We start from the raw sequence: 24,487 nt of genomic DNA, 5'->3' as shown, positions 1-24,487 counted from the left end.
CGGAGCGGGTTCCGCCGACATCCGTCGGCGACGCATCGTCCCGTGATCGACCGACCGGTCGCGGACGTCTCCGCCGCGTCGGATTCTCGCCGTTCACCCGATAACGACCTTAAACAATACTCACGGAGCGTATTTACGCGTCCGTTCGTGACGGCGAGACGCAATGGACACCTCCACACGCAGCGACCCGAGGACGGGCGGAGAGGACGACGGCGACGCACCGTACACGTCCACCCGAGTCGAGCCCGGTCACGATCCGGGTTCGTCCGGTCACGATCCGGACTCTCCCCTGGAAGGCGGCGCGGCCGGGTCCGATCCGGCCGCTCCGACCGCTCCCGGTGACCCGATCGACCCGGCGACGGAGCTGGAACGCGTCGCCTCGTTCGTTCGCGAGACGGTGTCGTCGGCGGGGGCCGACGGCGTCGTGATCAACATGAGCGGCGGGCTCGACTCGACGGTGGCCGCCGCGATCGCGGTCGAGGCGCTCGGCCCCGACCGCGTCTACGGGCTGGTCCTCCCGTGTAACAAGATCGGCGCCCACCACGCGCGGGACGCGGAGGGGCTCGCGGAGGCGCTGGGGATCGACCACGACACGGTCCACCTCCAGCCGCTTCTCGCGCAGTTCGGGAGCGTCGCGCCCGACCGCTTCGGCCTCCACGACGAGCCGACGCTCGTCGGGAACGCGATCGCACGCCTGCGCATGACGCTCGCGTACCTCGCCGCCAACGCGACCGGCCGACTCGTCTGCGGGACGACCAACCGGAGCGAGCGCCTGCTCGGCTACCTGACCAAACACGGCGACGGGGGGGCGGACCTGCTCCCCGTCGGACACCTCTACAAGACCGAGGTCCGGGAGCTCGCCGAGACGCTCGAGGTTCCGGGGTTCGTCCTCGAGAAGCCGCCGACAGCGGGCATGCTCGCGGGTCAGCGCGACGCCGACGACCTCGGGGCCGACTACGACGCGGTCGATCCCGCCTTGCGGCTCGCGATAGACGAGGGACTGCCGGCCGACGAGGTGGCCTCGCGGCTCGACCTCGACCGCGAAGTGGTCGACGATCTCCTCGAGCGCCACCGGGCGACAGAGCACAAGCGGGCTTCGCCCCCGATGCCGACCCGCGGCCGGCCCGAGTGACTCGCTCCAGTCTCGACGCTCGCTCCCCTTCGTCACACTCACCACGTTACTCCCACGCCGCCGCGCTCACTCCCACGCCGCCGGCCACAGGTCGGCCGCGCGCATCCCCGTCTCGAAGTCCGTCTCGCGGAACGCGTCGGCGAGCGCGTCCGCGTCGAGCCGCTCCGGCTCCCGGCCTTCGGCCGCGAACTCGGCGACGAGCAGCGCCGTCAACATCCCGTGTTCCCGCAGGTTTCGATCGTCCACCTTGTCGCGCGTGTCCGCGTGGGTGTGGCCCCACCCCCGTCCGCGCTCGCCGGAGTCGCTGTGGAGCTGGAGCGCGGGCACGCCGCGCCGGACGAACGGCCACTGGTCGGAGAACGGGTGCGGATCCGGATCCACCTCGATCGGGTGTCGGATCGCGCTCGACACCGCCGCCGCGACCGACCGGGCCGCCTCGGAGGTGTGCGTCAGCGCCCGGAGGTCGCGGAACCGCCCCGCCCCGTCGACGTTGATCACGCCGCGAACGGTCTCGATGTCGGTCGTCGCCGCCAGCCGCTCCGCGCCGAGCAGCCCGACCTCCTCGCAGCCGACCGCGACGACGTCGACGCCGATCGGGAGGTCCGCCTCCGAGAGGACCCCCGCCGCGGTCACGACCGTGGCGATCCCGCAGCCGTTGTCGAGCGCCGCCTCCGCGATGTCGTGGCCGTCGTAGTGGGCGAGGAGGAGGAGCCGCTCGTCGGTGTCGGGGCCGGCCCGCCCGATCACGTTCCGCGACTCCGCGGACCGGAACGACGCCTCGACTCCGAGTTCGACGCTCGCGACCGGGCCCTCGGCGTTCGCGGCGTACTCGCGGAGCCAGCCGCCGGTCTCCGCGGAGACGCCGACAGCCGGGGCCGTCGCCGGCTCGCCGAACGTGAGCGACCCCGTCGGGGGGAGCTGCCCCTCGAGGTGGTTGACGAAGACGAACCCGACCGCGCCCGCCGCGAGCGCGTGCCCGAACGTCTCCATGCGGTGGACGAACCGGGACTCCGAGGGCGTCGTCGTCGACGCGACCGCGATCCGGCCCGTCACGTCCGCGGCGTCGATCTCCTCGGGCGTGCCGTACCCCACGTCGACCAGTTCGCCCTCGACCGTTTCCGCCGGCGAGTACGGGAGCGCCAGCGCCTCGAACTCGCGGGTCCGATCGGTTCCGTCCCGACCGGGAACGGTGACCCGGAGATCGGCCCCGCCGCGCTCCCACGCGGTCAACTCGAACGGGTCGGTTCGGACCTCGCGGAGCCCGGCGCGCTCGAAGGCGTCGGCGACGAGGTCCGCCGCCCGTCGCTCGCCGTCGCTGCCGGCCATCCGACTCCCGATCGCGGTGAGGTCGGTGAGGAACTTCCAGGGTTCGTCGTCCGCCCAGGTCCGCGCGAGCGCGGGCGCGAGATCGGCGTACCGGTCCCGCACCCGCTCGACCGCGTCCGGTTCGGTGGAGGCTGCGTCGTCCATGCGACTCCGTTCCCGGCGGTCGGGTTAATCCTGTGGGAATCGACGGGGGCGATCGCCTCGCCCGACCCGAGACCCGCGAAACGCTACGTTAAAGTGACGCCGTCGGGTACTCCGAATCGAGCACCGTTGGTCCAGTGGTAGGACATTAGCTTCCCAAGCTAATAGCCCGGGTTCAATTCCCGGACGGTGCATGCCTGCGGCGAGCAATACCGCGAGCCACGGGTACATCCGAACGCTAAACCATCACTCCACACCGAGAATCTCTCACTACAGGCGAAGGAACGAGCGATCTCGGTGGCGCGCCGGTGAGTGGTCGCCGTAGGCGACCGCGAACCGCCCGCGAGGGACGCGGCGACTGAAAGGAGCCGCGAGGTTGGGGAGGCGTGAGGTGCGGTGCGGTGCGGGGTGGGTGGGACTCAAAGGGGCAGTCGCGAGGACGAAGCCCGGCGAAGCAAGGGCCGCAGGAACGAGCGGAGCGAGTGACGAGGACCACAGCGAGCCGCGCGAGTCCTCGCGACTGGGGCTTTGGGGATCGTCACCGCGACAGCAAGGGTCCCGTTCTACTCACCCCGATCCCCACCAAAACACCCGTACCACAAGCAGACAGTATAGACTGTCCGTTTCGAACGAGAACGTGTCTGATGAAGTGAAAATCGACGAGGTCGACTGCGACGACGCTGCCTGCGACTCGAGCTCAGCCCGAGACGGTCGTCTTCACGATGCTCACCGGCGCGGGCGACTGTCGAGAGACGCGTTCCGTGACGGAGCCGAGCATCCGCCGGTACTCACCCGGCCGCGTCTTCGATCCCATCACGGTGAGGTCGATGTCCTCGCGGTCGATGTACCGGAGGATCGCCTCGTCCGGCTTTCCGTACACGAGGTCGGTCACGACCTCGACGCCCGCGCTCGCCGCGCGCTCCGCGACCGCCTCGAGCGCGTCGCGGCCGTTGTCCTCGAGGGTCTCCTCCGCTCCCTCGGAGCCGTCCACGAACTCGTCGCCGGAGTAGGCGTTGACGATGTCGCTGTCGACGACGTAGAGCACGTGGAGCGTGGCGTCGTAGCGGTCGGCCGCGTCGATGGCGTGGTCGGTCGCGCGGTCGACGCCCTTCGTGCCGTCCGTCGGGAACAGTATTCGATCGTACATGTGCGAGGGTTCGTCCGGTGACCGAATAAAAGGTGTGCCCGGTTCCCGGACCGGGAGAGCGAGAGGATTCGTCAGGGTCCGCCCCAAACGGTTAATCCGTCCCGCGCGGGAGGACGTTCATGAGCGAAGCCGCGGACCGGGTCTTCCTGAACGGGGAGGTCCACACGCTAGCCGAGCCCGACGAGACCCACGAGGCGGTCGCCGTCCGCGACGGCGAGGTCGTCCGGCTCGGCCGGACGTACGACGTCGAGTTCCTCGCCGGCGTCGACACCGACGTCGTCGACCTCGCGGGACGCGTCCTCCTGCCGGGGTTCGTCGACGCGCACACGCATCTGACGACCGTCGGGCGGTCGCTCGTCCACGCGGACCTCTCCGCGGCCGACTCGCCCGCTGAGGCGATCGATCTGCTGACGGAACGGGCCGAGGAACTGGAGGGGGCGGACGGAGACGCCGCCGATCCCGCCGCCGCCGCCGCCGACCCCGCGACGGAGTGGGCGCTCGGCTACGGCTACGACGAGTCGACGTGGGAGGAAAAGCGGTACCTGACGCGGGACGACCTCGACCGCGTCTCGACCGACCGCCCGGTGGCCGCGTTCCGCGAGGACATGCACGTCGCCGCGGTCAACGGGGTCGTCCTCGATCGGTTCGCCGACGCGCTGGAGTCGGTCCCCGAGGAAACCGTCCCGACCGATGACGCGGGCGAGCCGACGGGCGTCCTCCTCGAGAGCGCGATCGACCCGGTCTACGAGGCGGTCGAGCCCGGCGTGGCGGGGACGCGCGCGGCCGTCGAGGCGGGCCTCGAACTCTGCGCCGAACGGGGGATCACGGCCTTTCACGACATGGTCCGGGACTCGCACGCTCCGCGGGTCTACCGCGACCTCGACGCGGAGGGAAAGCTGACCGCGCGCGTCCGGATCAACTACTGGACCGACCACCTGGACGCGCTCCGGGAGGTGGGGCTCGCGACGAACGCGGGATCGGCGTTCGTCCGGACGGGCGCGATCAAGTCGTTCACCGACGGGAGCTTCGGCGGCCGGACCGCCCGGCTCTCCGAGCCGTACGCCGACGACCCGGAGGAGACCGGCCAGTGGGTTATCGAGCCCGCCGAACTCGACGAGTGGGTGCGCGAGGCCACCGAGGCGGGCTACCAGTTCACGGCCCACGCCATCGGCGACGAGGCGATCCGGGCGACCCTCGACGCCTACGAGGGGGCGGCCGCGGGCGATCCGGGCGCGGACCGCCACCGAATCGAGCACGTCGAACTCGCAGACGACGACGCCGTCGAGCGGCTCGCGGACACGGGCGTCGTCGCGAGCGTCCAGCCGAACTTCCTGAAGTGGGCACGGGAGGACGGGCTCTACGAGGCGCGCCTCGGCGAGGAGCGCACCGCGGAGACCAACCGCTACCGCGAGATGCTCGACGCGGGCGTCCGGCTCGCGTTCGGCTCCGACGGGATGCCGATGGGCCCCCTCCTCGGGATCCACCACGCCGTCAACGCCCCCGCGGCGGGCCAGCGGCTCTCGGTGACGGAGGCGCTCCGTGCGTACACCCGCGGGGCGGCGTACGCCGGCTTCGACGAGGACCGGCTGGGCACCGTCGAGGTCGGCAAGCGCGCCGACTTCGTCGTCTTAGAGGAGTCGCCGTGGGAGAACCCGGAGACGATCCGCGACGTCGACGTGGCGATGACGGTCGTCGACGGCGAGGTCGTTCACGACGCGCGCTGAGAAACGGGGCGGGAGAGACTGGGTGGGAGCGGGAGAGACTGGGTGGGAGCGGGAGAGACTGGGTGGGAGCGGGAGAGAGGGGACGCGACCTACGCGACCGACTCGAGGAAGTTCCGGATCACGTCGTGACCGACCGCGGTGAGGACGCTCTCGGGATGGAACTGGACCGCCTCGATCGGGTGATCGCGGTGCCGGATCCCCATCACGACCGGCTCGCCCGCGTGGTCGGTCGTCGCGGTGACCGCGAACTCGTCCGGCACCTCCGTGGCGACGAGCGAGTGGTACCGCCCCGCCCGAAAGCCCTGGTCGAGCCCGGCGAAGACGCCCGCGCCGTCGTGGTCGACCGGGAACGCCTTGCCGTGGACCGGCTCCGGCGCGTGCCCGACCGTGCCGCCGTACTCGTGGACGGCCGCCTCCAGCCCGAGACACACCCCGAGGGTCGGGACGTCGGGGGACAGCTCCCGGAGCACCGACGCCGAAACCCCGACGTCGCGCTCGTTCTTCGGATGGCCCGGTCCGGGACTGATCACCACGGCGTCGGGCGCCTCGGACTCGACCGCCGACAGCGACGCGGTGTTCTTCAACACCGCGATGTCGACGTCCTCGCTCGCGTCCTCACCGCCGCCGTCCTCACCGTCTCCGCCGCCGACCGAGAGCTCCGAGACGTACTCGACGAGGTTGTAGGTGAACGAGTCGAAGTTGTCGACGACGACGACCTTCATCGGCCCATCCCCTCGATCCGAGGGTCGTCCTCGCGAACCCGCTCGATCGCGGCGAGGACGCCCTCCATCTTGCGCTCGGTCTCCTCGTACTCCGCGGTCGGGTCGGAGTCGGCGACGATCCCCGCGCCGGCGCGGACCGTGATCTCGTCGGTGCCGGCGCGCTCGTCGTCCTCGAAGCCCGTCTCGCCGGAGCCGTCGATCCCCTCGCGTATCGTCGCCGTCCGGATCACGATCGCGAAGTCCGCGTCGCCGGTCCACGAGTAGTAGCCGACGCCCCCGCCGTACGCCTCCCGCGGGGTCGTCTCGAGGTCGTCGATGACCTCCATCGCGCGCACCTTCGGCGCGCCGGTGAGCGTGCCCGCGGGGAACGCCGCCCGCGTGGCGTCGAACGGGTCGCAGTCGGGCGCGAGCGTCCCCGTCACGGTCGACTCGATGTGCTGGACGTGGCTGTACTTCAACACGTTCATGAACTCCTCGACGCGGACGGACCCCGGCTCGGACACCCGGCGCACGTCGTTGCGCGCGAGGTCGACGAGCATCGTGTGTTCGGCGCGCTCCTTCCCGTCCGCGAGCATCTCGCCGGCCAGCCGCCGGTCCTCGACCGGGCTCGTCCCGCGGGGGCAGGTGCCCGCGATCGGGTTCGAGACGACGCGGTCGCCCTTCACCGAGACGAGCGTCTCCGGGCTCGCGCCGACCACCGTCCGGTCGTCGTGGCTGAGGACGTACATGTACGGCGAGGGGTTGATCTCCCGGAGCGCCGCGTACAGCCCGAGCGGGTCGACGTCGCCGCGGAGCCGCCGGCTCCGGGAGATCACGCCCTGGTAGATGTCTCCGTCGAGCACGTGGCGTTTCGCGGTCCGGACGGCCTCCTCGTAGGCCGCCTGCGGGTCGGCCTCCTCCTCCCGAACGCGGACGCCGCCGGGGTCCGGCGGGCCGGCCGCCGCGAGGTCGTCGGCGACGCGGTCCGCCTCCGCGGCGAGTTCGTCGTACACCTTGCCGGGGTCGTCGTCGACGCCGACGACCGGCGTGAACACCAGATCGACGGTCCCCTCCTTCTCGTCGAAGACGACTGTCCGCGTCGTCAACAGGAACTCGGCGTCGGGGAACTCGGTCGCCGGGCGCTCGACGCCGACTTCCTCGAGCCAGAGGTCGTACACCGCCTCGTACGCGAGGAAGCCGACGAAGCCGCCCGAGAGGATCTGCCGGTCCGTCTCGGGGAAGCCCCGACGGGCGACGTCGGGGAACGCCGCCCGGAGCCGGTCGATGGCGTCGCGGTCGTCGTCGACGCCCCCGTCGTCGGTGTCGGCATCGTCGACCCCGTCGCCGCCCGCGTCCACGTCGCCGACGAACGTCGCGGCGGGGCCGAGCTCGGTCACTTCGGTGCGGTCCGGGTGGACGGAGACCACCGCCTCGGGGTCGTAGCCGACGAACGAGTAGCGGGCGTGCCTGTCGGCTTTCCCGCCCGCGGTGAACGCGCCGTCGGGGTCGCTCGAGGCCACCTTCTCGCCGGACTCTAAGAGGAAGCCGTACGGCTCGTCGCCGACGAGCGTGGCGTACGCCGAGAGCGGGGTCGTCTCGGGGTCGAGCGACGCGGCCGTGCGGACGACGACCGGCCGCTCGGCGTCCGCGACCAGCTCGACGAACTCGGATCGCGAGCGGTCGAGTACGGTCCGCGGAGCGTCCCCGGTCATGCGACCTCCATCTCGCGGCCCGCGTTGGCGACGAAGCGGGCGACCGCGTTGTGGTCCTTCCGTCCCTCGACGTGTTCGACGCCGGAGGCCACGTCGACCGCGTACGGGTCCGCGACCCGCACCGCCTCGGCGACGTTCTCCGCGGTGAGCCCGCCGGCGAGCACGATCGGGACGGTCAGCCGCTCGGCCAGTTCGCCGGTCGCCGCCCAGTCGTGGGTCTCGCCGGTGCCGCCCGCGCCGGACTCGCGCGTCGAGTCGACGACGAGCGCGTCGGCGACGCCGTCGAACGCCTCGGCGCGCGCCGGATCGGTCGCGTCGATCGCGACCAGCACCTTCCGTTCCGTCTCCGCGCGGATGAAGCGGACCTCGTCGGGCGTCCACTCGCCGTGTAACTGGAGCGCGTCGGGGCCGATGGTCCGAACGAGTTCCACCGCGCGCTCGGCCGAGGTCGGCATCGTGACGAGCGTCGCCGTGACGAACGGGGGCACGTCGGCGAGCAGGTCGGCCGCGCGCGCCGGGTCGACCTCGCGAGGGGTGTCGACCGGAACCTCGGTTATCACGCCGACCGCGTCCGCCCCCGCCTCGACGGCCGCGCGGAGGTCCGCCTCGTCGGTGAACCCGCACACCTTCACCCGCGCCATCACTCGCCCTCCGACCCGGACCCCGTCGCCGCACCAGACCCGGCCGCAGCCGGCTCCGCGGTCGTCCCCTCACAGAGCGCCGCGAACTTCTCGGCGGCCGCCCTCGAGTCGATCGCCGCCGCGGCGCGCTCGACGCCCGCCGAAAGCGAGTCGGCCTCGCCGGCGACGTATATCGCCGCGCCCGCGTTCGCTAAGATCAGGTCGCGTTTCGGTCCCGTCACCGAGCCGTCGACGATGCCGCGGAGGTCCGCCGCGTTCTCCTCAGGCGTTCCCCCCGCGACCGCCTCGATCGGCGCTCGCTCCACGCCGAGCTCCTCCGGCGTGATCGTGAACTCTCGGACGGTGCCGCCGTCGACCTCGGCGGCGACCGTCTCGTCGTGGATCCCGATCTCGTCCATCCCCGCGCCGTGGACGACGAGGGCGCGATCGACCGGCATGTGCGCGAGCGCGCGGGCGATCGGGCCGACCAGGTCGGGGTCGTAGACGCCGAGCAGCTGGGCGTCCGCCCCCGCGGGGTTCGTCAGCGGGCCGAGCACGTTGAATATCGTCCGCATCCCGAGCTCCTTCCGCGGGCCGATGACGGCCTTCATCGCGGGGTGGAAGACGGGCGCGAGCATGAACCCGATCCCGTCGGCCTCGATGGCGGCCTCGACCGCGGCGGGCTCGGCCTCGACGTTCGCGCCGGCGACCTCGAGCACGTCGGCGCTGCCGGAGGAGGAGGAGACGGAGTAGTTGCCGTGTTTGGCGATCGGCACGCCCGCGCCCGCGGCGACGATCGCCGCGGTCGTCGAGACGTTGATCGTGTCGTAGTCGTCGCCGCCGGTCCCGCAGGTGTCGACGAGCGGCGCTCGGTCGGGATCGATCGTCCGGGCCGCGTCGCGCATCCCTCGGGCGAATCCCGCGATCTCCGCCTCGGTCTCGCCTTTCGCACGCAACGCGGCGAGCAGCGCCCCGATCTGCGCTTCCGTCATCTCCTCGAAGACGAGCCGCGCGGCCTCGCGCGCCTCCTCGAGCGACAGGTCCTCCCCGTTCGTCACGCGTTCGACCGTGTGCTGAATGTCCATAATGTTCACCGATGTATGAGTCCGTGTTGTAATGTACAAGTATGTACACCGATTTAACCCTGTCGCCGTCGCTGTGCGTTCGGCGCTCGTGGCGACGGTGGCGGCAGATCGGGGGCGGATCGGGGGCGGACCGCGGGCTCCGGTCGTTACTCCTCGACGATCGGCGTCTCGCCGTCGGCCTCGACGACGACCACGGGGACCGCGGACTCGTCGACGACCGTGTCGGTCGTGGAGCCGAAGACGAGCCGGCCGACGGTCCCCGTTGTCGGCGCGCCGACGACCACGAGGTCGTAGTAGGGCGACTGCTCGACGATCGCCCCGGCGACCGAGTCGTTTTCGAGGAGCCACCGGTCGACGCGGTCGAACGCGCCGAGCCGGTCGCGAGCGGCGTCGAGGATGCGCTCGCCGGCCGCCTCCTCGGCGCCGTCCTCGTCCACCGAGTCGGCGTCGGACGCGCCTCCGTCGATCCCGTCGATCGACGGGGTCACGTGGAACAGCTCGAGCCACGCGTCGGTCGCCTCGGCGACGCGTTTCGCCACGTCGACCGTCACGCCGGAGTGGGGGCCGACCGCGACCGCGACGAGGATCGAGGAGGTCCGTTCCGGTCCGGTCGCGCGATCGGCCCCGTTCAGCGTCGCGCGCGCCGCGGTCCCGACCGACGCGGCAGCCTCCTCGACGGCCGTCTCCAGCGACGGACCCGTCGCGGGAAGTCGGCTCTCGGTCGCCGGATCGGTCGGCGTCTCCCCGCCGACGTCACCGACGCCCTCGCCGACCCCGCCGCCCTCACCGCTCCCGTCGTCGGCGTCGCTCCCGTACATACCCTACGCGTCAGACAGACGCATGATAAATCCCGATGGTCGTTCCCGTTTCGGTATTCCGCCGAGCCCCGCTCCGTGGGTCTCTGGTCGTCCTTCCCCCCTCGAGGGCGGGGTCGGACCCGTCCGGAACGGAAGCCGCCGGCGTTCCTACTCCCGGAAGAACGCCTCGTCCTCGAACGGCTCGTCCTCGCCCTCCACGGCGATCACGTCGAGGGCGGTGACCTCGGCACCGACGCCGAGGATCCCGGCGAGGCTCGGCTCGGTCCGTCCCTCGTCGCCGGAGATCAACTCCTTGACGTAGAGTCCGCCCGCACCGTGGATCTCGACGGTGGCGTGCCGCGAATCCTCGAGATCGGCGGTCGCCGCGTACACGTCGCGCTCGCGGGTCAGGCTCGCGCGCCGGTGGTCGACGCGGTTCGGGGTGTACTGCTCGACGGTCGCGCCCGCGAGTTCGTCCATCGCGGCCGCAAGCGCGTCGGCATCGACGTCGCCGTCGAACGTCACCTGCGCGCGGTAGCGCTTCGAGGCGTCGTGTTCCTTGACGCGCTCGACCATGTCGTAGGTCGCGAGCCGGAGCCCCTCGACCTCGACCGACCCCTCGGCGAAGGCGTTGATGTCGGCCTCGAGCCGGTCGGTGTCGACGCGGCGGCGGCGCGGCTCCGCGACCTCGACCACGAACGGGCGGCCGGTACCGAGCATGAGCGCGTCGACGTCCTCGCGGCCCGCGCCGTGGAACGTCGCCTCGGTGCCGTCCATCACGTCCTCGACGACCGGCGCGGTGTACTCCTCGACGCTGTCGTCGTAGAGGTAGCCCGATCCGCCGCAGTGGTCACACGGGTCCGCCCCCTGCCGCCCGGACCCCTTACACTCCCGGCAGGGCCACTCGGTCTGGGGGATGTCGCGCTCCAGCTTCCGGTAGCGACCGTAGACGAACGCGGAGTTGACCTTGGCGTCGAGGGCGTCCTCGGCGAGATCGATCGTGAACTGGACGTCCGGGCGGTCGAAGGAGACCTCCGCGTCCGTGAGCCGACCGACCCGCTTGCCGACCTCGCGGTTGAACTCGGATTTGAACGGCTCGCCGGCGTCCGCCTCCACCCCGGCCTCCTCGCGGAGCAGCGCCTCGTTCTCCTCGATCAGCGGCGGCGGCCGCGTCCCGACGTTGTAGGTGGCGAACTCGGTCCCCTCCACGGCCTCGGCCGCACGCTCGGCCCACGCGTCGAACTCGGCACAGCGTCCCTCACACACCCAGCAGTCCGCGGTCGCGACCGGCTCGTGGTCGTCGTCCTCGCGCAGCGCGAGCGAGACCCGCAGCGCCGACCCGCGCTCGGCGTTCGACAGCCCGAAGCTCCGGTCGGCGACGAGCCGACCGAGACAGGCGTCACACACCGGCCCGGTCGCGGTCGCACGCGCGGCGACTTCCAGTACGTCCATGCGGTGGGAAGCCGGCCGCGGGGTAACTGTCTTGCCCTTGTGACCCGTCCCCCATCGACTTCGATCCCGCTCGCTCTCGGTCGCCTCCGCGCTCGCCTGCTCCCGACCGACTTATGTCCGTCACGACCGTCGCCTCAGGCGTGAGCGAGCCGGCGACGCGCGCGGAGAAGGTGGATCTCGGCGTCGAGCTCCTCGCACACCTCGAACGCGAGGAGCTCTCGCTTCCCGAGGCGGTAGACCGGATCGAGACGGTGACCACGAACCCCGCGCTCACCCGTGAGATACTCGATACGGCTGAGAAACGTGGCGTGATCGACCGCGAGAACGCCCGACTACGCGTTCTTCGGGGCGGAACCTACGTGAAGTACGACAGCCAAGTGGTCGCCCGCGAGGGCGAGTTCGAGTGTAAGCGATGTGGTGCAGGCATCACGACTGGGCACTTCGTCCGGTTCGAGGCCGGCGAACTCGGGCCGTTCGGCTCCTCGTGCGTTCGAAAGGTGACCGGCCGGGACGCCGAGTGACGGAGCTATCTGCCCTGTCGAAGCTCCTCGATGAGCCGCTCGATGAGTTCGGACTGCCGCTCGATGGTCGCCGACTGCGCCTCGACGGTCTGTCGGAGCGCCGCGACCTCCGCGGCGAGGCCGTCGTCCTCGACGCCCGCGCTCTCGAAGGGCGACCCCTCGAATCCGTCGCCGTCGACGGCGTCGGCCGGGGCCGTCGACCCCGTCGAGTTCGCCGCGTTCGAGACGTCCGTCGACGCCTCGTGGTTCGCGGTCGATCCGTTCGCGTCCGCCGTCGACGTCTCGAACTCGTCCGCAAGCGGGTCACCGTCGGCGCCGTCGGACTCGACCGGGTCGGCGTCGATCGCGCGTCCGGCCGCATTCGTGCCCCCGGCCGTGCCGTCGGTTCCGCCGCGGTCGAGGTCGCCCTCGGCGGAGTCGCCGAGTTCCGTCTCTTCCGCTCTCGTCTCGGAGAAGGCTCCCGGATCGGACGCCGACTCCGTCCTCGTTTCCGCCTCGATCTCCGCGTCGGCCGCCGGCGACGCCGAGAGCGGGTCGGGGCCCTCGCCGAAGTCGGTCGTCCCGGTGGACGTCGCGGTCCCCTCGTCCTCGTCGACGTCGTCCGCGACCGTCACCCGAAGCTCCTCGAGGCTCCCGACGCCGTGGAACGCGCACACCGCGTCGACGAGGCTCTCCTTGACGGCTCGAGCCGATTCGTTGGGCGCTTTGAACCGCTCGGAGCGGCCGTCGTGCGTGAGCACGACCGCGGTCGCGACCGTCCCCTCCTCGAAGTCGAGGTCGGTCAGGTCGGCGTAGGGGAACTCCTCGAACTCCTCGTCCCAGACCGCCGAGCCGACGTGTTTCACGAGCCGGCTGTCGGTGACGACGAGGGTGAGCTCCGAGAAGCGGAACGTGCGCTCGACCGACTCGCCGGCGTCGGTCACGCCGCGCGCGGAGAGCACCCCGGCGAGGACGGGGTGGACCACGTCGTCGAGGCGTTTCGACGGGACCGCCAGCGTCTCCTCGCCGTCGAGGCCGTAGCCGAAGACGACCTTCGACTTCCGCCGGCCGGTCGAGACGGCGATCCGCTCGGCGTCGTGCGGGTACTCCTCGACGGTCTCGTCGGAGAGCAGGCCGTCGGCGCGGTACACGAGCGTTCGCGTGGGCGTGACCGCGAGGAGGTCGTCCCCCCCGAGCGGGACCCGCGCGACGACCTCCTCGTCGCCGGCGGCCCCCGACAGTAGTTCCGGAAGGCTCATACGCCGAACGTCCGGGGCGTCCGGCATAAATCCGCGGGGTCCGGTTCTCGGTCGTGGATCCGGTCGCGACGACGCTCGCGGGACGGCGTGCGATCTCCTCTCATCCCCCCGACGGATGGGAAGGTTAAAGAGTGTCATCGCGATACGTAAGCGTGAGGCCGGGTGGCTTAGCTGGACATAGCGCCGCACTCATAGGGTTCAGAGATTCGGTGCGGTGACGCCTTGGAAGCGTCCGCGTCCTTCCCGTGGCTCCGCCGAGCCTCGGACCTGGGACATGCGGAGATCGTGGGTTCGGAGCCCACCCCGGCCATACAACAATTTGTTGACACTCGAGTCCGCCAGTCGCCGACGTATCTCCCGTGTTGACGAGTCCGGGTCTCGACGTTCGCGTGACGCCCTCCGCGACCACGTCACGCGAACGGTCGAACCTCGTTCCGCGGGATCGAACCGTCCGATACTGCCGGGATCGATACAGCCAATGGGTACCGGACGCCGATCGAGCCGTGACAGCCTCCGACACCGACGCGGGGACCGAGACGATACTGGTGACCGGCGGTACGGGCTTCATCGGATCACACCTCGCCCGGCGGCTCGTCGACGACGGCCACGAGGTCGTCGCCTTCGACGCCGCGCCCGACGCCGCCCTCCTCGAACGGCTCGGCGTCGCGGGGACGGTCGAGGTCCGGCGCGGCGACGTGACGGACGTCGCCGCGATCGTTCGGGCGATCCGCGAGAGCGGAGCCACCCGGATCGTCCACCTGGCCGCGCTCTTGAGCGAGGACGTTCGAACCGACGAGCTCGCGGCCACGCGGGTGAACGCGCTCGGCGCGAACCACGTGCTCGAGGCCGCCCGGCTCCTCCCCGATCGGATCGACCGCGTCGTGGTGACGTCGAGCGAGACGGTGTACGGCCCCGGATCGGCGTACGACGGGTCCGTCCCCGAGAACGCGCTGTTGTCGCCCGACTCGCCGTACGCCGCCGCGAAACGCCACGCCGAGTGTCTCTCGCGACGCTACCGGGAGGACCACGGCGTCCCCGCGGTCGCGCTCCGACCGACCGGCGTCTTCGGGCCGTTCAGACGGAGCTTCACGGCGTTCTCGGACCTCTTCGAGCGCCCGGCGGTCGGCGATCTCGTTCGCGTCGAGGGCGGCGGAACCGCCGTGAGCTGGCTCTCCGTGCGGGACGCCGCCGACGCGTTCCGGCGTGCCGCGCTGGCGTCCGCGAGCGACCTCGAACACGGCGTCTACAACGTCCGCGGCGAGGTCGCGACCGTCGCGGCGGCCGCGGAGACGGTTCGACGGCTCCTCCCGGACGCGGCGGTGACCGTGGCCGACGACGCCGACCGCGACTGGTCGGCCCAGCGACTCGCGCTCACACGTGCCCGGTCCGATCTCGACTACCGGATCGAGCACGGGCTCGAGGACCTCACGCGCGGGTACGTCGACGCGGTCCGGCGCGACGCCGGGCTCGATCCCGTCGACTGAGCCCGGCCGATCGCCGTCGCCCCGGCTGATCGCCGTCGCCCGCCTCACCCGCCGACGACCGCCTCACTCCCCTCACCCGCCGACGACCGCCTCACCCGCCGACGACCGCCCCGGCCAGCACTGCGATCCCGGCGACCGCGCCGCCGGCGACGAGGAGGGCGTAGTTCGCGATCGGGTTCGCCGCCTTCACGAGGTCGAGGGTGTAGTGGTCGTCCCTGACGGGCGCGTACGGCCGGATCCCCATCGGCGTGATCACGTCGGCGAGGAGGTGTGAGACGACCGTCCCCGCGCCGAGGACGAACGCGAGCGCGGCGAGCGCGAGGACGACGACCGGGCCGCTCTCGAGTCCGACGGCTCCGCCGACGAGCCCGAACGCGACGCCGACCGCGAGCGCGAACCAGACGGTGTGCGTGATCCCGCGGTGGTTCACGAACGGGATCTGCGTGTCCAGGTCGGGGACCATCGCCGTCCAGACGACGACCGCCGCGGCTCCCGCCGCGAGTTCGAGCCCGGCGAACGCGGCGAGGCCGAACCCGACCGGCGCGTACGCCGCGAGCGCGGCCCCGACGTGGCCCGTCCTGTACACGGTCTATCGCTCCCTCACCGGTCCCGCAGGACCGTCTCGCCCGGCGCGACCGTCGCGCCCGCGGAGAGGACGATCCCGACGTTGATCGTACAGTTGATCCCGGTTCGGACGCCGTCGCCACAGACGATTCCGAACTTCCGGCGGCCCGTGCTCACCCGGTCGCCCTTCACCGTGAGCTCGACCGGCTCGCCGTCGTGTCTGAGGTTCGCGACGGTCGTGCCCGCGCCGAGGTTGACGTCCTCGCCGAGCACGCTGTCGCCGAGGTACGTGAGGTGGGGAACCGCGGAGTCGGCCATCACGACGCTGTTTTTCACCTCGACGCCGTGGCCGACCCTGGCGTCCGGACCGAGGTACGTCGCGCCGCGGACGTACGCGTTGGGCCCGACGTGGCTGCCGGCGGCGACGTACGCCGGCCCCTCGATCACGACGCCGGGCTCTATCGTCGCGCCGTTCTCGACGACGACCGTGCCCCGCAGTTCGGCGTCGTCGCTCACGTCGCCGCCGACCTCGCGGTCGCACTCCGCGAGCTTCCACTCGTTCGCCGCGAGCAGCTCCCACGGCCGACCCACGTCGAGCCAGCGCTCGAAGGGGATCGACCGCACGTCGGTCGTCTCGCACGCCCGCTGGAGCACGTCGGTGAGCTCCAGCTCGCCGCGCTCGCTCTCGTCGACGTCGAGCCACGCGAGCGCCTCGGCGGGGAAGACGTACGCGCCCGTGTTCACGAGGTTCGAGGGCGGTTCCGCGGGCTTCTCGACGACGCCCTCGACACGCCCGTCGGCGACGCGCAACACGCCGTACGACGAGGGGTTCTCGACGCGGTAGGAGCCGACCGCGGCGTCAGAGTCGTACAGTTCCGCGAGCGACTCGCGGTCGTAGAGGGCGTCGCCGTTCAACACGACGAACGGCCCCTCCTCGAGTTCGCTTCGGGCGGTGCGGACGGCGTCGGCGGTCCCGCGCCGTTCGGCCTGCGTGACGGTCTCGATCGGGACCGGCCAGTCGCGGTCGGCGATCGCGGCTCGGACCGCGTCCGCCTCGTAGCCGACGACGACGACGATCCGGCTCGCGCCCGAGTCGATCGCGTCCTCGAGACAGCGGACGACGAGCGGCCGCCCGGCGACGGGCAGCATCGGTTTCGGCGTGTTCGCCGTCAGCGGGCGCATCCGGGTCCCCTCGCCGGCCGCGAGTACGACGGTTTGCATATACCCGCAACTCGCCGGACTCCGGGAAAGGTATTGCGACGCTACGCCCCCTGGGTGGCGTCGTCGGCTCCCGGTTATCCGCCGGCTACTCTCCGTCAGTCCCCGCCTCACTCGGCCCGCTCACTCGGTCCGTCCCCTCCGTTCGCCTCGTCGAGCGCGCGGTCGACGATCCCGCTCGCGCGCTCCAGGAGGGCGTCCGCGGCGTCGGCCTCGCGGGCCTCAGCCGTGATCCGGATCAGCGGCTCGGTCCCCGAGGCACGGAGGAGGAACCACCCCTCCTCGGCGTCGACGCGGACCCCGTCGAGCGTCGAGACGTCGGCGAATCCGTCGGTCACGCGCTCCGCGATCAGCGCCATCGCGGCGGTCTTGTGCTCGGTCTCGACCGAGCGCCGCCGGATCGGGTACCGCTCCATCGCCGCGACCCGCTCGGAGAGGGGTGTCTCCGCCGCCAACGCGGCGAGCCGGACCGCCGCGAGCGGGCCGTCCGGACACAGCGTCTCCTCGGGGAAGATCCACGCGCCGGAGGGCTCGCCGCCGAACGCGACCCCCGCCTCCGCGGCGCGCTCGGCCACGTACACGTCGCCGACGCGCGTGTAGACGAGTTCCGCGCCGACCGCGGCGAGCGCGTCCGCAGCCGCGAGGCTCGTGTCGACCGGCGCGGCGACGCGGTCGCCCTCGCCGGCGGCCGCCCGGCCGAAGACGGCGAGGAGCAGGTCGCCGGGGACGAACTCGCCCGCGTCCGTGACCGCCATCATGCGGTCCGCGTCGCCGTCGTGGGCGATCCCGAGGTCGGCGTCGACCGCCTCGACGGTGGCCGCGAGGGTCCCGCAGTTCTCGGCGGTCGGCTCGCTCGGGCGGGCGGGGAACCGGCCGTCCGGGGTCGCGTTCAGCGTCTCGACGTCGGCACCCAACTCGTGGAGCGCGTCGGCGGTCACGCCGCCCATCCCGTTGCCAACGTCGACGACGACGGAGAGGCCGGCGAGGGGTTCGGAGGCGGGGGCTCCGTCCCCGTTCGTCTCCGCCGCGCGCTCGCCGGCCGCGACGAGCGCGTCGCGGTGGCGCGCCGTCGCGTCGGTCCGGCGCTCGTACCCGCCCTGTCCCTCCCAGTCCGCGAGGTCGAACGCCTCCTCGCGGATCCGTTCCTCGATGACGTCCTGTCGCGCCGGCGGGTACGCCCGTCCCGAGGGGGTCCACAGCTTGAGCCCGTTGTCGGGTGCCGGGTTGTGCGAGGCGGTCAGGACGACCCCGGCGTCGGCGTCCAGCGTTCCGATCGCCCGCGCGACCGTGGGCGTGGCCGCGCGGCCGACGTCGACTACGTCCGCACCCGTCTCGCGGAGCCCCGCGACTAACGCGTCGCGGAGCGTCTCGCCCGTCTTCCGCGCGTCGCGTCCGACCACGACCCGGTCAGTTTCGGTGCCGACTGCACGCCCCACGTCGAGCGCGACGGCCGCGGTGACGGCCTCGCCGACGGGCCCGCGGATCCCGCTGGTTCCGAACATACCCGTGGCTCCCGTCGGGGAGACTTGTAACCTCGGGAAGAGGGGCGAGAAGGCGACGACCGATCTCAGATCCGGTTCTCGCGGCCGGGGTCAACGTCGATGGCGTCGACCGGACAGACGTCGACACACAGCATACAGTCGATACACTGGTCCTCGTCGGTCGGGTTCGCCTTGCGGTCGGACTCCGGGTGGCCGGGCGTGTCGACCCAGTCGAAGACGTCGACCGGACAGTCCTCCAGACACGCGCCGTCGGCCAGACAGATGTCGAAGTCGACGGCGACGTGGGTCCCGCGGATCCCGAGCGTCTCCGGCGGCTCGACCGGCCCCCACACGTCGACGCCGTGCTCCTCGCCGGTCCGTTCCGAGTTCCGCTCGAAGTTCGGGTCGATGCCCATCCTGACGGGACTTTCGCGCGTCGACAGTTAAACTCCGCGACGCCGGCCGAGCCGTGCTCTCCCGAGCGGCGGGTCAGCGGCGGCCCCTCCGAGCGACGGCTCCCCCGATCTCAGGGATGCGCGAAGTACGCCACGAGGTCCTCTCCGCCGGTCGGCCCGTCCGGCTCGTCGGTGCCCGTGGGATCGAACGAGTCGAGCCGGGCGAAGCCGATCCGCTCGAACTGGACCACGTCGTCGACGGCGGCGTCGGCGACCTCGGGCTCGGCGTACCCGCGCACGTCGCCCTCGAGGGTGCGGAGAAGCGTCTCGAGCGACTCCGCGGCGGGCACCCAGTGGACCACGTCGACGTCGCCGTCGCGGACCACGTCGATGTCGGCGTCGACGTAGACGAGCTCGTCGGCCTCGCGGCGCACGGGGCCGTACCCCTTCAGCCAGACGCGCTCGCCGGTGGGCGGGAGGTCCGATGCCTCCACGAGGACCCGTCCCGCCGGGATCGTCCGGTCGCCGCGGTCGGGGTGGTCGGGGTGTCGCGCGGGGCGGCCGGCGGCCGGCGCGGGCGCGTCGCCGTCGACGACCGGGAGCTCGACGGCCGGGTCGTCCTCGCGGTCGCGCACGAGGAAGAACCGGTCCGCCTCGTCGTCGACGCGGTCGCGGTTGTTGGCGTACACCGACGACATCGCCAGATCCACGTCGGAGGTCGACATCCCGAGTTCGGTCATCGACTCGACGAGCGCCTCGCCGCGGATCCCCCGCCGGCGGACCGACCGGATCGTCGGCGCGCGCGGGTCGTCCCACCCGGTCAGATCGCCGGCCTCGATCAGTCCCTTGATCGTCGACGTCGAGAGGCTCACGTCGTACTCGTCGACCTGGACGTGCCCCCAGTGGAGCACCTCGGGGTACACCCAGTCGAAGTAGTCGTAGACGAACCGCTGGCGCTTCGCGGAGTCCTGGAGGTCGATGCCGCGGATGATGTGAGTGACCCCCGTGAGGTGGTCGTCGACGCCCGACTGGAAATCGAGCATGGGCCAACAGCGATAGTCGGCGGCCGCCTCGCGGGGGTGGGGCGTGTCGATCATCCGGAAGGCGACCCAGTCGCGCAGCGCGGGGTTCTTGTGGTCGATGTCGGTACGTACCCGGAGGACCATCTCGCCGGCGTCGTACTCGCCGTCGACCATGGCCTCGAACTCCTCGCGGACGGTCGCCTCGTCCTTCCCGCGGTGTGGACACGGCTCGCCGTCGTTCTTCAGCTCGGAGAACGCCTCGCCGGAACACGAGCAGGTGTACGCGCCGCCGCGGTCGATCAGGTCGCGGGCGTGCTCGTAGTACGTTTCGAGGCGGTCGGACGCCCGCAGAACGCGGTCGGCCTCGAAGCCGAGGTACTCGATGTCTTCGAGGATCGCGTCGTACGCCTCGAGGTCGGGCCGCTTCGTCTCCGGGTCGGTGTCGTCGAACCGGCAGATGAACTCCCCGTCGTAGCGCTGTTTGTACGTCCCGATCACCGCGGGCATCCGGGCGTGGCCGATGTGCCAGGGGCCGTTGGGGTTCGGCGCGGCGCGCATCACGACCTCGCCCGCCTCCGCGTTCGGCAGGTCGGGGAGGACGCGGTCGTCCTCCTCGTCGTCGGCCTCAAGCTCCGCGAGTCGCTCGGGGGCCAACTCGCCGAGCCGATCGCGCCGCTCCGGCTCGTCCATCGCCGCGACCCGGTTCACGATCGGCGCGAGCACGCCGGGTATCTCGTCGCCGTGCGGGCGGAACTCGGGGTTCTCGCCCATCAGCGGACCCATGATGGCGCCCACGTCGGGGTCGCTGTCGTGTTTGAGCGCGTTGAACAGCGCGGCCGTCTCGCCGGCCGCCTCGACCCGCTCGCGGAGTTCGTCGTCCATACCGTCGGCTCGTCGGGGCGACTCAAAAACGCCGCGAAACCGTCGGCGTCACGGCGGGAGACGCGGATCGCGTCGGCGAGACGCAGGCGACCCGCCCGCTCCCGTCCCGCCGTCGGGGCCGCGGGTAGGGGCGTGGAACCATCGGAGACACGCGAACATAAACGGTCGAGACCGTTCACGCCGTCGAGCCGGAACGAGCGACGTGAACGGTCGCGACGTTTATGTGTTCACGACGACCTACTGAGGAGATCGGTCCGCGGAATTATAGCCGCTCGGGTTCTGAGGTCGAGTATGGAGACGCGCCGGACCGAGTCGGAACGTATGCGCCCCGGAGGTGCGGGATGGTAGAGCCGATGTCGCGCGAGGAACGCGACGCCGGCAACCGGAAAATAAAGCTCGGGTTCCTGCTTCTGGTGGCCGTCTCGCCGCCGCTCATCACGCTCCTCGGCGACCCGACGCCCGTTCAGTTGGCGGCCGCGACCGCCGGAGGCCTGATCCTCGGACTGCTCCTCGTCTGGTACCTGGGTCGGCTCGCGTCGGAGTTCACCGCGGGCGCTCGGCGGCTGCGATAGCGATCGATCCCCCGCCGCTCCGTTCGGAACCGTTTTGCCGGATCGCGGCTCGTGTCGGACCGGTCACGTTCGAGTCCGCGCTACTCGCTTTCCTCTCCCCCGTAACTGACCTCGATGCCGCGCGGCACCGGCCGGAGGAGGTACGTCCCGTTTCCGCGCTCGACCGGCGCGAAATCGGCGGTGAAGCTCGTGACGGTGTCCTCTCTGATCTCGAACTCCCGATCGAACGTGATCGGCGCGCTTCCGGGCAGTTCGACGGTCGCGTCGCTGCCGTCCACGAGCCTCGCGTCGGTTCCGGAGACGTCGAGCTGGAGGTACAGGTACGTCCCGGTGGCCAGATCGCGCTCGTCGATCAGCTGGGTTTCCTCGCCCCGTAGCTGGACGAGGTCGGCCTCCTGGGGTTCGTCGAACTCGTGGTACTCGCGTCCCTGCGGGTCGTCCTCTTCGTCGTCGGTCTCGTCGGCGGCTTCGTCATCGTCCGATCCCTCGTCGGCATCGTTCCCGCCGCCGTCGGGATCGGTCTCGTTGCCGCCCGCGTCGTCCCCTCCGCCGTCCTCGTCTCCGTCTTCCGCCCCATCGCCGTCTCCGTCACCGCCCTCGGGCCCCAGCCAGATCCCGTCGATCGTGACGACGAGCGACTCGAAGTCGTCGATGTCGGCCGGTTGGTCGGTGACCGAAGTCGCGAGCGTGCCGGTCGCGCGGCCGACGCAGCCGGCGATCCCCGCGGTCCCGAGCGCGGCGGCACCGGTCGCCCGGAGGTAGTCGCGGCGGCCGAACGCGTCGAACCGATCTCGCGTCCCGCTCACGTCAGACACCCCCGGCACCGCCGGCGCGGTCGTTTCCGCCGATATCGTTGCCGGCGAGATCGCTCACCGCGTCGCCGAGGTTCCCGATCTCGCCGGAGAGGAAGCCGTCGATCTCGTTCAGGAGCTCGCCGACGAACTCCGGAACCGGGTCCGGCAGATCGCTCGGCAGCCCGGCGTCGTCGCCGACGTTCCCGTCAGGGCCGACGTCGGCGGCGACCCCGCCGGCCGCAACGCCGGTTCCGATCAGTACGACCGCGGCGAGCGCTCCGAGGAGCGCGGTTCGAATGGCGTTCATTGCGACTCGCACACGAGCGGCTATCGACTTCAATGACCCACTCGCTTCGCCCGGTTCGGTCCGGATTAACTCGGATTAATCCGGTTCGAGCATCCGTGCGGCGGTCGATATCGAACGACCCGTCGTTCGGTGGGGTCGGTTACGCCGAGAGCGAGAGGAGCGGGCGACGCGTGGCGGGCGTTCCCTACCCCGCGGCCGGGAACGCCGAGTCCCCGTCGCCCCCGTGACGGAGGTACTGGATCGCGGCCCCGCCGATCAGGAACGCGAGAAACGCCGGCGTCGACGGGGCGGCCTGCTGGGTGATCGCGAGCGCCTCGCCGGCGAGGACGGCCCGCCACACCGGGTACGCCGTCGCGAGGACGCCGGCACCGAGTCCGGTCAGCGCCAGCGACATGATCGGGTCGGCGTACCGCATCGCCAGGATCCCGGCGACGATGCCGACGAAAAGCGAGGCGAGGAGGAACCGCTGGAACTCGGGTCGCGCGAACAGGCCGGATCCGGCGAGCGCCGCCGGGTCGATCGCCTCGACGACCGGCGCTTCGGACCCGGCCGGGTCGTACACCCGACCGAGGACCGACTCGCCGACCGTCAACACGAGCGTCGCGAGCGTCGAGAAGAGGAACGCCGAGATCGCCACGGCGAACCGGGCGACGAGCGGAACCAGCCCGCGACCGAGGAACGCGCCGATCAGCACGAGCGACGCGGCGAACCCGATCCGACCGCCGGTCGAGACGGTCCCGGAGGCGACCCTCGGGACGACGATCCAGCCGACCACCCCGCCGCCGGCCGCCCCGGCGATCCACCCGGTCCAGCCGAGGACGCGGTCCGTGAGGTCGTAGGCGGCGGCCACCAGCACGCCCCCGACGAGCGTGTTGACACAGAGCAACGCGAACACCACCGGCGTCTCCGCGAGTGACATGCGCCGGGCTACCGCCCGATGTCGTATAGTTCTATTGACGACACGCGCCGGTCGGGCGGTTCGCGGGTCGGTCCGGGCAGTCGACGGCCCGGTCCGGCCTACGCCTCGGCGTTCCGCTTGGTGTAGGCGTCGAGCGCCGTCTCGATCGTGGACAGGTCGCGGGTGACGCGGCCGTCGGCGACGCGCATGAACCCCGGCGTGTACGAGGCGGAGTAGTCGAAGATCCGGTTGACGCCGCGTTTGGGAACCGAGATCGGGGTGAACGACTCGACGGTGTACACCCGTGTGGTCGGGAACGCGGTCCAGAACGTGCCGCTGACCCACCGGTCCTCGTCGGCGAACGTCCGGCCGATCCGCCCGGTGGCGACGTACTCGCCGTCGTGATAGAACAGGACGAGGTCGCCGGACTCCATGCGGTCGAACGTCGAGCCGTTCCCGCTCTCGTCGTCGACGGCCCACAGCCGCGCCTCCTCGACGCTCGCGAGCGGCTCCGGCCGGTCGGGGTACTCGGAGAGATCGACCGCGGACCGGACCGTTCGATCGAAGTTCTCCGGGTCGACGGGGACGAGAAAGACGTTGGCGCTCATTGCCCCCCGTTTCGCCGGGAGGGATTTAACAGTTTGTAGGCGCTAAGTCCACTTCCTCAAGAAACGACCGAAGGGAGCGAGTAGGGAGGGGATACAGCGTCCCCAGAAATCGAAGATTTCTGGTGTGCGAACGAATCGCAAAGCGATTCGTCAACGCCGTCATCACCTGCTCATTCCTCCGATACAGCCGACCCGCAGGCCAACGCGCCGGAACGCTTCCCTATATATCTCGCATATAGATCAGCATGGCATCATTCACAGTTGAAGGTCAAGAAGCTCTCGACCGGGAAGTGAAGCCCTTCGGAAGCGGTGGTGCTCATATTACCATCCCGAAGCGGTGGATCGGGGCAGACGTGAAAGTAGTCCGCACCTCTGAGCCTGCCGAACCCGAGGAGTGAACTACCCCACCCTACTCAGCCACAGGTGTGGCTTCGTTGAGGGTGGGGCTTCCTGTTTCCACGACGCGCTTTGCAGACACCGAATGGGTGTCCGTAGGGAACGCAGTCTCCACAGACGTTGATTCGGGCCATCCCAGCCCTAGTTCAGCAAAGCCTCTCTGCAAGACGTTCATCGCCGCGTTCGCGTCACGGTTACACTCGAACCCACAACTCGGACACGAGTGCTCTCTGACCCAGATGGGTTTCGCTGTCTCCACACCACACGTCG

25 protein-coding genes and 2 tRNA genes are annotated in these 24,487 nt (G+C 71.1%); 8 read left to right on the top strand and 19 right to left on the bottom strand.

The features are described from left to right. The first annotated feature begins 163 nt into the window (after positions 1 to 163). The gene (locus tag NO889_RS07910; RefSeq protein WP_256411725.1) at positions 164 to 1,132 is read left to right on the top strand and encodes an NAD+ synthase; all 969 of its coding nucleotides are present in this window, start codon (positions 164 to 166) and stop codon (positions 1,130 to 1,132) included. Between the two features lie 66 nt (positions 1,133 to 1,198). Here the strand turns inward: NO889_RS07910 and NO889_RS07905 are convergent, their stop codons facing one another. Continuing rightward, positions 1,199 to 2,602 carry a M28 family metallopeptidase gene (locus NO889_RS07905; protein ID WP_256411724.1) on the bottom strand — a complete coding sequence of 468 codons (1,404 nt, stop codon included), beginning with the start codon at positions 2,600 to 2,602 and terminating at the stop codon, positions 1,199 to 1,201. A gap of 120 nt (positions 2,603 to 2,722) precedes the next feature. On the opposite strand from NO889_RS07905, the gene NO889_RS07900 reads away from it, so the two are divergent. Continuing rightward, positions 2,723 to 2,793, top strand: a tRNA-Gly gene (locus NO889_RS07900). 503 nt (positions 2,794 to 3,296) lie between these two features. Here the strand turns inward: NO889_RS07900 and NO889_RS07895 are convergent. Further along, complete coding sequence (locus NO889_RS07895) at positions 3,297 to 3,746, bottom strand: universal stress protein (protein WP_256411518.1); 450 nt, start codon at positions 3,744 to 3,746, stop codon at positions 3,297 to 3,299. Positions 3,747 to 3,865: 119 nt separating this feature from the next. Between NO889_RS07895 and NO889_RS07890 the strand changes: the two genes are divergently transcribed. Further along, entirely contained in the window at positions 3,866 to 5,470 is a 1,605-nt protein-coding gene (locus NO889_RS07890; protein ID WP_256411519.1) for an amidohydrolase, read from the top strand. An 89-nt stretch (positions 5,471 to 5,559) separates the two neighbouring features. Here the strand turns inward: NO889_RS07890 and trpG are convergent, their stop codons facing one another. From trpG to NO889_RS07860, 6 genes are all read right to left on the bottom strand, one after another. After that, a complete protein-coding gene (trpG, locus tag NO889_RS07885) occupies positions 5,560 to 6,192 on the bottom strand; it encodes an anthranilate synthase component II (RefSeq protein ID WP_256411520.1) in 633 nt (210 codons plus the stop codon). Beyond that, the gene (gene trpE, locus NO889_RS07880) at positions 6,189 to 7,883 is read right to left on the bottom strand and encodes an anthranilate synthase component I (RefSeq protein WP_256411521.1); all 1,695 of its coding nucleotides are present in this window, start codon (positions 7,881 to 7,883) and stop codon (positions 6,189 to 6,191) included. The genes trpG and trpE overlap by 4 nt, the downstream gene beginning before the upstream one ends. Further along, entirely contained in the window at positions 7,880 to 8,524 is a 645-nt protein-coding gene (locus NO889_RS07875; protein ID WP_256411522.1) for a phosphoribosylanthranilate isomerase, read from the bottom strand. Before NO889_RS07875 ends, trpE begins: the two co-directional genes overlap by 4 nt. Next, positions 8,524 to 9,588, bottom strand: a complete 1,065-nt coding sequence (gene trpD, locus NO889_RS07870; RefSeq protein WP_256411523.1) for an anthranilate phosphoribosyltransferase — start codon at positions 9,586 to 9,588, stop codon at positions 8,524 to 8,526. Before trpD ends, NO889_RS07875 begins: the two co-directional genes overlap by 1 nt. Positions 9,589 to 9,734: 146 nt before the next feature. Next, positions 9,735 to 10,406, bottom strand: coding sequence for a universal stress protein (locus tag NO889_RS07865; protein WP_256411524.1), 672 nt, complete (start codon positions 10,404 to 10,406; stop codon positions 9,735 to 9,737). Positions 10,407 to 10,553: 147 nt separating this feature from the next. Next, the gene (locus NO889_RS07860; protein ID WP_256411525.1) at positions 10,554 to 11,837 is read right to left on the bottom strand and encodes a tRNA pseudouridine(54/55) synthase Pus10; all 1,284 of its coding nucleotides are present in this window, start codon (positions 11,835 to 11,837) and stop codon (positions 10,554 to 10,556) included. A gap of 140 nt (positions 11,838 to 11,977) precedes the next feature. Between NO889_RS07860 and NO889_RS07855 the strand changes: the two genes are divergently transcribed. Next, the gene (locus NO889_RS07855; RefSeq protein WP_256411526.1) at positions 11,978 to 12,358 is read left to right on the top strand and encodes a DUF5830 family protein; all 381 of its coding nucleotides are present in this window, start codon (positions 11,978 to 11,980) and stop codon (positions 12,356 to 12,358) included. Positions 12,359 to 12,363: 5 nt separating this feature from the next. On the opposite strand, the gene NO889_RS07850 is transcribed toward NO889_RS07855, so the two are convergent. Then, complete coding sequence (locus NO889_RS07850; RefSeq protein ID WP_256411527.1) at positions 12,364 to 13,596, bottom strand: DUF7115 domain-containing protein; 1,233 nt, start codon at positions 13,594 to 13,596, stop codon at positions 12,364 to 12,366. A 156-nt stretch (positions 13,597 to 13,752) separates the two neighbouring features. On the opposite strand from NO889_RS07850, the gene NO889_RS07845 reads away from it, so the two are divergent. Together NO889_RS07845 and NO889_RS07840 are read left to right on the top strand one after the other, a co-directional pair. Then, a tRNA-Met gene (locus tag NO889_RS07845) sits at positions 13,753 to 13,906 on the top strand. A gap of 193 nt (positions 13,907 to 14,099) precedes the next feature. Further along, positions 14,100 to 15,080, top strand: coding sequence for an NAD-dependent epimerase/dehydratase family protein (locus NO889_RS07840; RefSeq protein ID WP_256411528.1), 981 nt, complete (start codon positions 14,100 to 14,102; stop codon positions 15,078 to 15,080). Positions 15,081 to 15,171: 91 nt separating this feature from the next. Here NO889_RS07840 and NO889_RS07835 read toward each other — a convergent pair whose 3' ends face one another. The 5 genes from NO889_RS07835 to NO889_RS07815 all read right to left on the bottom strand — a co-directional run bounded on the left by NO889_RS07835 (position 15,172) and on the right by NO889_RS07815 (position 20,642). After that, complete coding sequence (locus NO889_RS07835; protein WP_256411529.1) at positions 15,172 to 15,666, bottom strand: metal-dependent hydrolase; 495 nt, start codon at positions 15,664 to 15,666, stop codon at positions 15,172 to 15,174. Between the two features lie 14 nt (positions 15,667 to 15,680). Next, positions 15,681 to 16,865 (bottom strand): bifunctional sugar-1-phosphate nucleotidylyltransferase/acetyltransferase, encoded by a 1,185-nt coding sequence (gene glmU / locus NO889_RS07830; protein ID WP_256411530.1) that lies wholly within the window; start codon positions 16,863 to 16,865, stop codon positions 15,681 to 15,683. A gap of 107 nt (positions 16,866 to 16,972) precedes the next feature. Next, positions 16,973 to 18,364, bottom strand: coding sequence for a phosphoglucosamine mutase (gene glmM, locus NO889_RS07825; protein WP_256411531.1), 1,392 nt, complete (start codon positions 18,362 to 18,364; stop codon positions 16,973 to 16,975). Between the two features lie 65 nt (positions 18,365 to 18,429). Beyond that, complete coding sequence (locus NO889_RS07820) at positions 18,430 to 18,759, bottom strand: 4Fe-4S dicluster domain-containing protein (protein ID WP_256411532.1); 330 nt, start codon at positions 18,757 to 18,759, stop codon at positions 18,430 to 18,432. A gap of 110 nt (positions 18,760 to 18,869) precedes the next feature. After that, the gene (locus NO889_RS07815; protein WP_256411533.1) at positions 18,870 to 20,642 is read right to left on the bottom strand and encodes a glutamate--tRNA ligase; all 1,773 of its coding nucleotides are present in this window, start codon (positions 20,640 to 20,642) and stop codon (positions 18,870 to 18,872) included. A gap of 341 nt (positions 20,643 to 20,983) precedes the next feature. Here NO889_RS07815 and NO889_RS07810 point away from each other — a divergent pair, with 341 nt between their 5' ends. Continuing rightward, positions 20,984 to 21,214 (top strand): hypothetical protein, encoded by a 231-nt coding sequence (locus NO889_RS07810; protein ID WP_256411534.1) that lies wholly within the window; start codon positions 20,984 to 20,986, stop codon positions 21,212 to 21,214. A gap of 80 nt (positions 21,215 to 21,294) precedes the next feature. Here the strand turns inward: NO889_RS07810 and NO889_RS07805 are convergent, their stop codons facing one another. The 4 genes from NO889_RS07805 to NO889_RS07790 all read right to left on the bottom strand — a co-directional run bounded on the left by NO889_RS07805 (position 21,295) and on the right by NO889_RS07790 (position 23,821). Then, on the bottom strand, positions 21,295 to 22,029 hold the full coding sequence (locus tag NO889_RS07805) for a DUF4382 domain-containing protein (RefSeq protein WP_379787464.1): 735 nt from the start codon (positions 22,027 to 22,029) through the stop codon (positions 21,295 to 21,297). Beyond that, positions 22,022 to 22,315, bottom strand: coding sequence for a hypothetical protein (locus NO889_RS07800; protein WP_256411536.1), 294 nt, complete (start codon positions 22,313 to 22,315; stop codon positions 22,022 to 22,024). The genes NO889_RS07805 and NO889_RS07800 overlap by 8 nt, the downstream gene beginning before the upstream one ends. 184 nt (positions 22,316 to 22,499) lie before the next feature. Beyond that, positions 22,500 to 23,234 carry a hypothetical protein gene (locus NO889_RS07795; RefSeq protein WP_256411537.1) on the bottom strand — a complete coding sequence of 245 codons (735 nt, stop codon included), beginning with the start codon at positions 23,232 to 23,234 and terminating at the stop codon, positions 22,500 to 22,502. Positions 23,235 to 23,332: 98 nt separating this feature from the next. Then, positions 23,333 to 23,821, bottom strand: a complete 489-nt coding sequence (locus tag NO889_RS07790) for a hypothetical protein (RefSeq protein ID WP_256411538.1) — start codon at positions 23,819 to 23,821, stop codon at positions 23,333 to 23,335. A 245-nt stretch (positions 23,822 to 24,066) separates the two neighbouring features. On the opposite strand from NO889_RS07790, the gene NO889_RS07785 reads away from it, so the two are divergent. Continuing rightward, positions 24,067 to 24,219, top strand: a complete 153-nt coding sequence (locus tag NO889_RS07785; protein ID WP_256411539.1) for a DUF2080 family transposase-associated protein — start codon at positions 24,067 to 24,069, stop codon at positions 24,217 to 24,219. Between the two features lie 11 nt (positions 24,220 to 24,230). Here the strand turns inward: NO889_RS07785 and NO889_RS07780 are convergent. Then, a partial coding sequence (locus tag NO889_RS07780) for a transposase (RefSeq protein WP_256411723.1) occupies positions 24,231 to 24,487 on the bottom strand: 257 nt, incomplete at its 5' end.

This window comes from Halorubrum rubrum, assembly GCF_024494685.1.
GTDB classification, from domain to species: Archaea; Halobacteriota; Halobacteria; order Halobacteriales; family Haloferacaceae; genus Halorubrum; species Halorubrum rubrum.
The sequence above is the reverse complement of the archived record's forward strand: the minus strand, read 5'-3'. Positions and strand labels throughout refer to the sequence as shown.

What these genes read in the sequence shown, in the direction of transcription:
- NO889_RS07910 (WP_256411725.1), top strand. Translation starts at nt 164, where the DNA reads ATGGACACCTCCACACGCAGCGACCCGAGGACGGGCGGAGAGGACGAC.
- NO889_RS07905 (WP_256411724.1), bottom strand. Translation starts at nt 2,602, where the DNA reads ATGGACGACGCAGCCTCCACCGAACCGGACGCGGTCGAGCGGGTGCGG.
- NO889_RS07895 (WP_256411518.1), bottom strand. Translation starts at nt 3,746, where the DNA reads ATGTACGATCGAATACTGTTCCCGACGGACGGCACGAAGGGCGTCGAC.
- NO889_RS07890 (WP_256411519.1), top strand. Translation starts at nt 3,866, where the DNA reads ATGAGCGAAGCCGCGGACCGGGTCTTCCTGAACGGGGAGGTCCACACG.
- trpG (WP_256411520.1), bottom strand. Translation starts at nt 6,192, where the DNA reads ATGAAGGTCGTCGTCGTCGACAACTTCGACTCGTTCACCTACAACCTC.
- trpE (WP_256411521.1), bottom strand. Translation starts at nt 7,883, where the DNA reads ATGACCGGGGACGCTCCGCGGACCGTACTCGACCGCTCGCGATCCGAG.
- NO889_RS07875 (WP_256411522.1), bottom strand. Translation starts at nt 8,524, where the DNA reads ATGGCGCGGGTGAAGGTGTGCGGGTTCACCGACGAGGCGGACCTCCGC.
- trpD (WP_256411523.1), bottom strand. Translation starts at nt 9,588, where the DNA reads ATGGACATTCAGCACACGGTCGAACGCGTGACGAACGGGGAGGACCTG.
- NO889_RS07865 (WP_256411524.1), bottom strand. Translation starts at nt 10,406, where the DNA reads ATGTACGGGAGCGACGCCGACGACGGGAGCGGTGAGGGCGGCGGGGTC.
- NO889_RS07860 (WP_256411525.1), bottom strand. Translation starts at nt 11,837, where the DNA reads ATGGACGTACTGGAAGTCGCCGCGCGTGCGACCGCGACCGGGCCGGTG.
- NO889_RS07850 (WP_256411527.1), bottom strand. Translation starts at nt 13,596, where the DNA reads ATGAGCCTTCCGGAACTACTGTCGGGGGCCGCCGGCGACGAGGAGGTC.
- glmU (WP_256411530.1), bottom strand. Translation starts at nt 16,865, where the DNA reads ATGCAAACCGTCGTACTCGCGGCCGGCGAGGGGACCCGGATGCGCCCG.
- glmM (WP_256411531.1), bottom strand. Translation starts at nt 18,364, where the DNA reads ATGTTCGGAACCAGCGGGATCCGCGGGCCCGTCGGCGAGGCCGTCACC.
- NO889_RS07820 (WP_256411532.1), bottom strand. Translation starts at nt 18,759, where the DNA reads ATGGGCATCGACCCGAACTTCGAGCGGAACTCGGAACGGACCGGCGAG.
- NO889_RS07815 (WP_256411533.1), bottom strand. Translation starts at nt 20,642, where the DNA reads ATGGACGACGAACTCCGCGAGCGGGTCGAGGCGGCCGGCGAGACGGCC.
- NO889_RS07810 (WP_256411534.1), top strand. Translation starts at nt 20,984, where the DNA reads ATGGTAGAGCCGATGTCGCGCGAGGAACGCGACGCCGGCAACCGGAAA.
- NO889_RS07800 (WP_256411536.1), bottom strand. Translation starts at nt 22,315, where the DNA reads ATGAACGCCATTCGAACCGCGCTCCTCGGAGCGCTCGCCGCGGTCGTA.
- NO889_RS07795 (WP_256411537.1), bottom strand. Translation starts at nt 23,234, where the DNA reads ATGTCACTCGCGGAGACGCCGGTGGTGTTCGCGTTGCTCTGTGTCAAC.
- NO889_RS07790 (WP_256411538.1), bottom strand. Translation starts at nt 23,821, where the DNA reads ATGAGCGCCAACGTCTTTCTCGTCCCCGTCGACCCGGAGAACTTCGAT.
- NO889_RS07785 (WP_256411539.1), top strand. Translation starts at nt 24,067, where the DNA reads ATGGCATCATTCACAGTTGAAGGTCAAGAAGCTCTCGACCGGGAAGTG.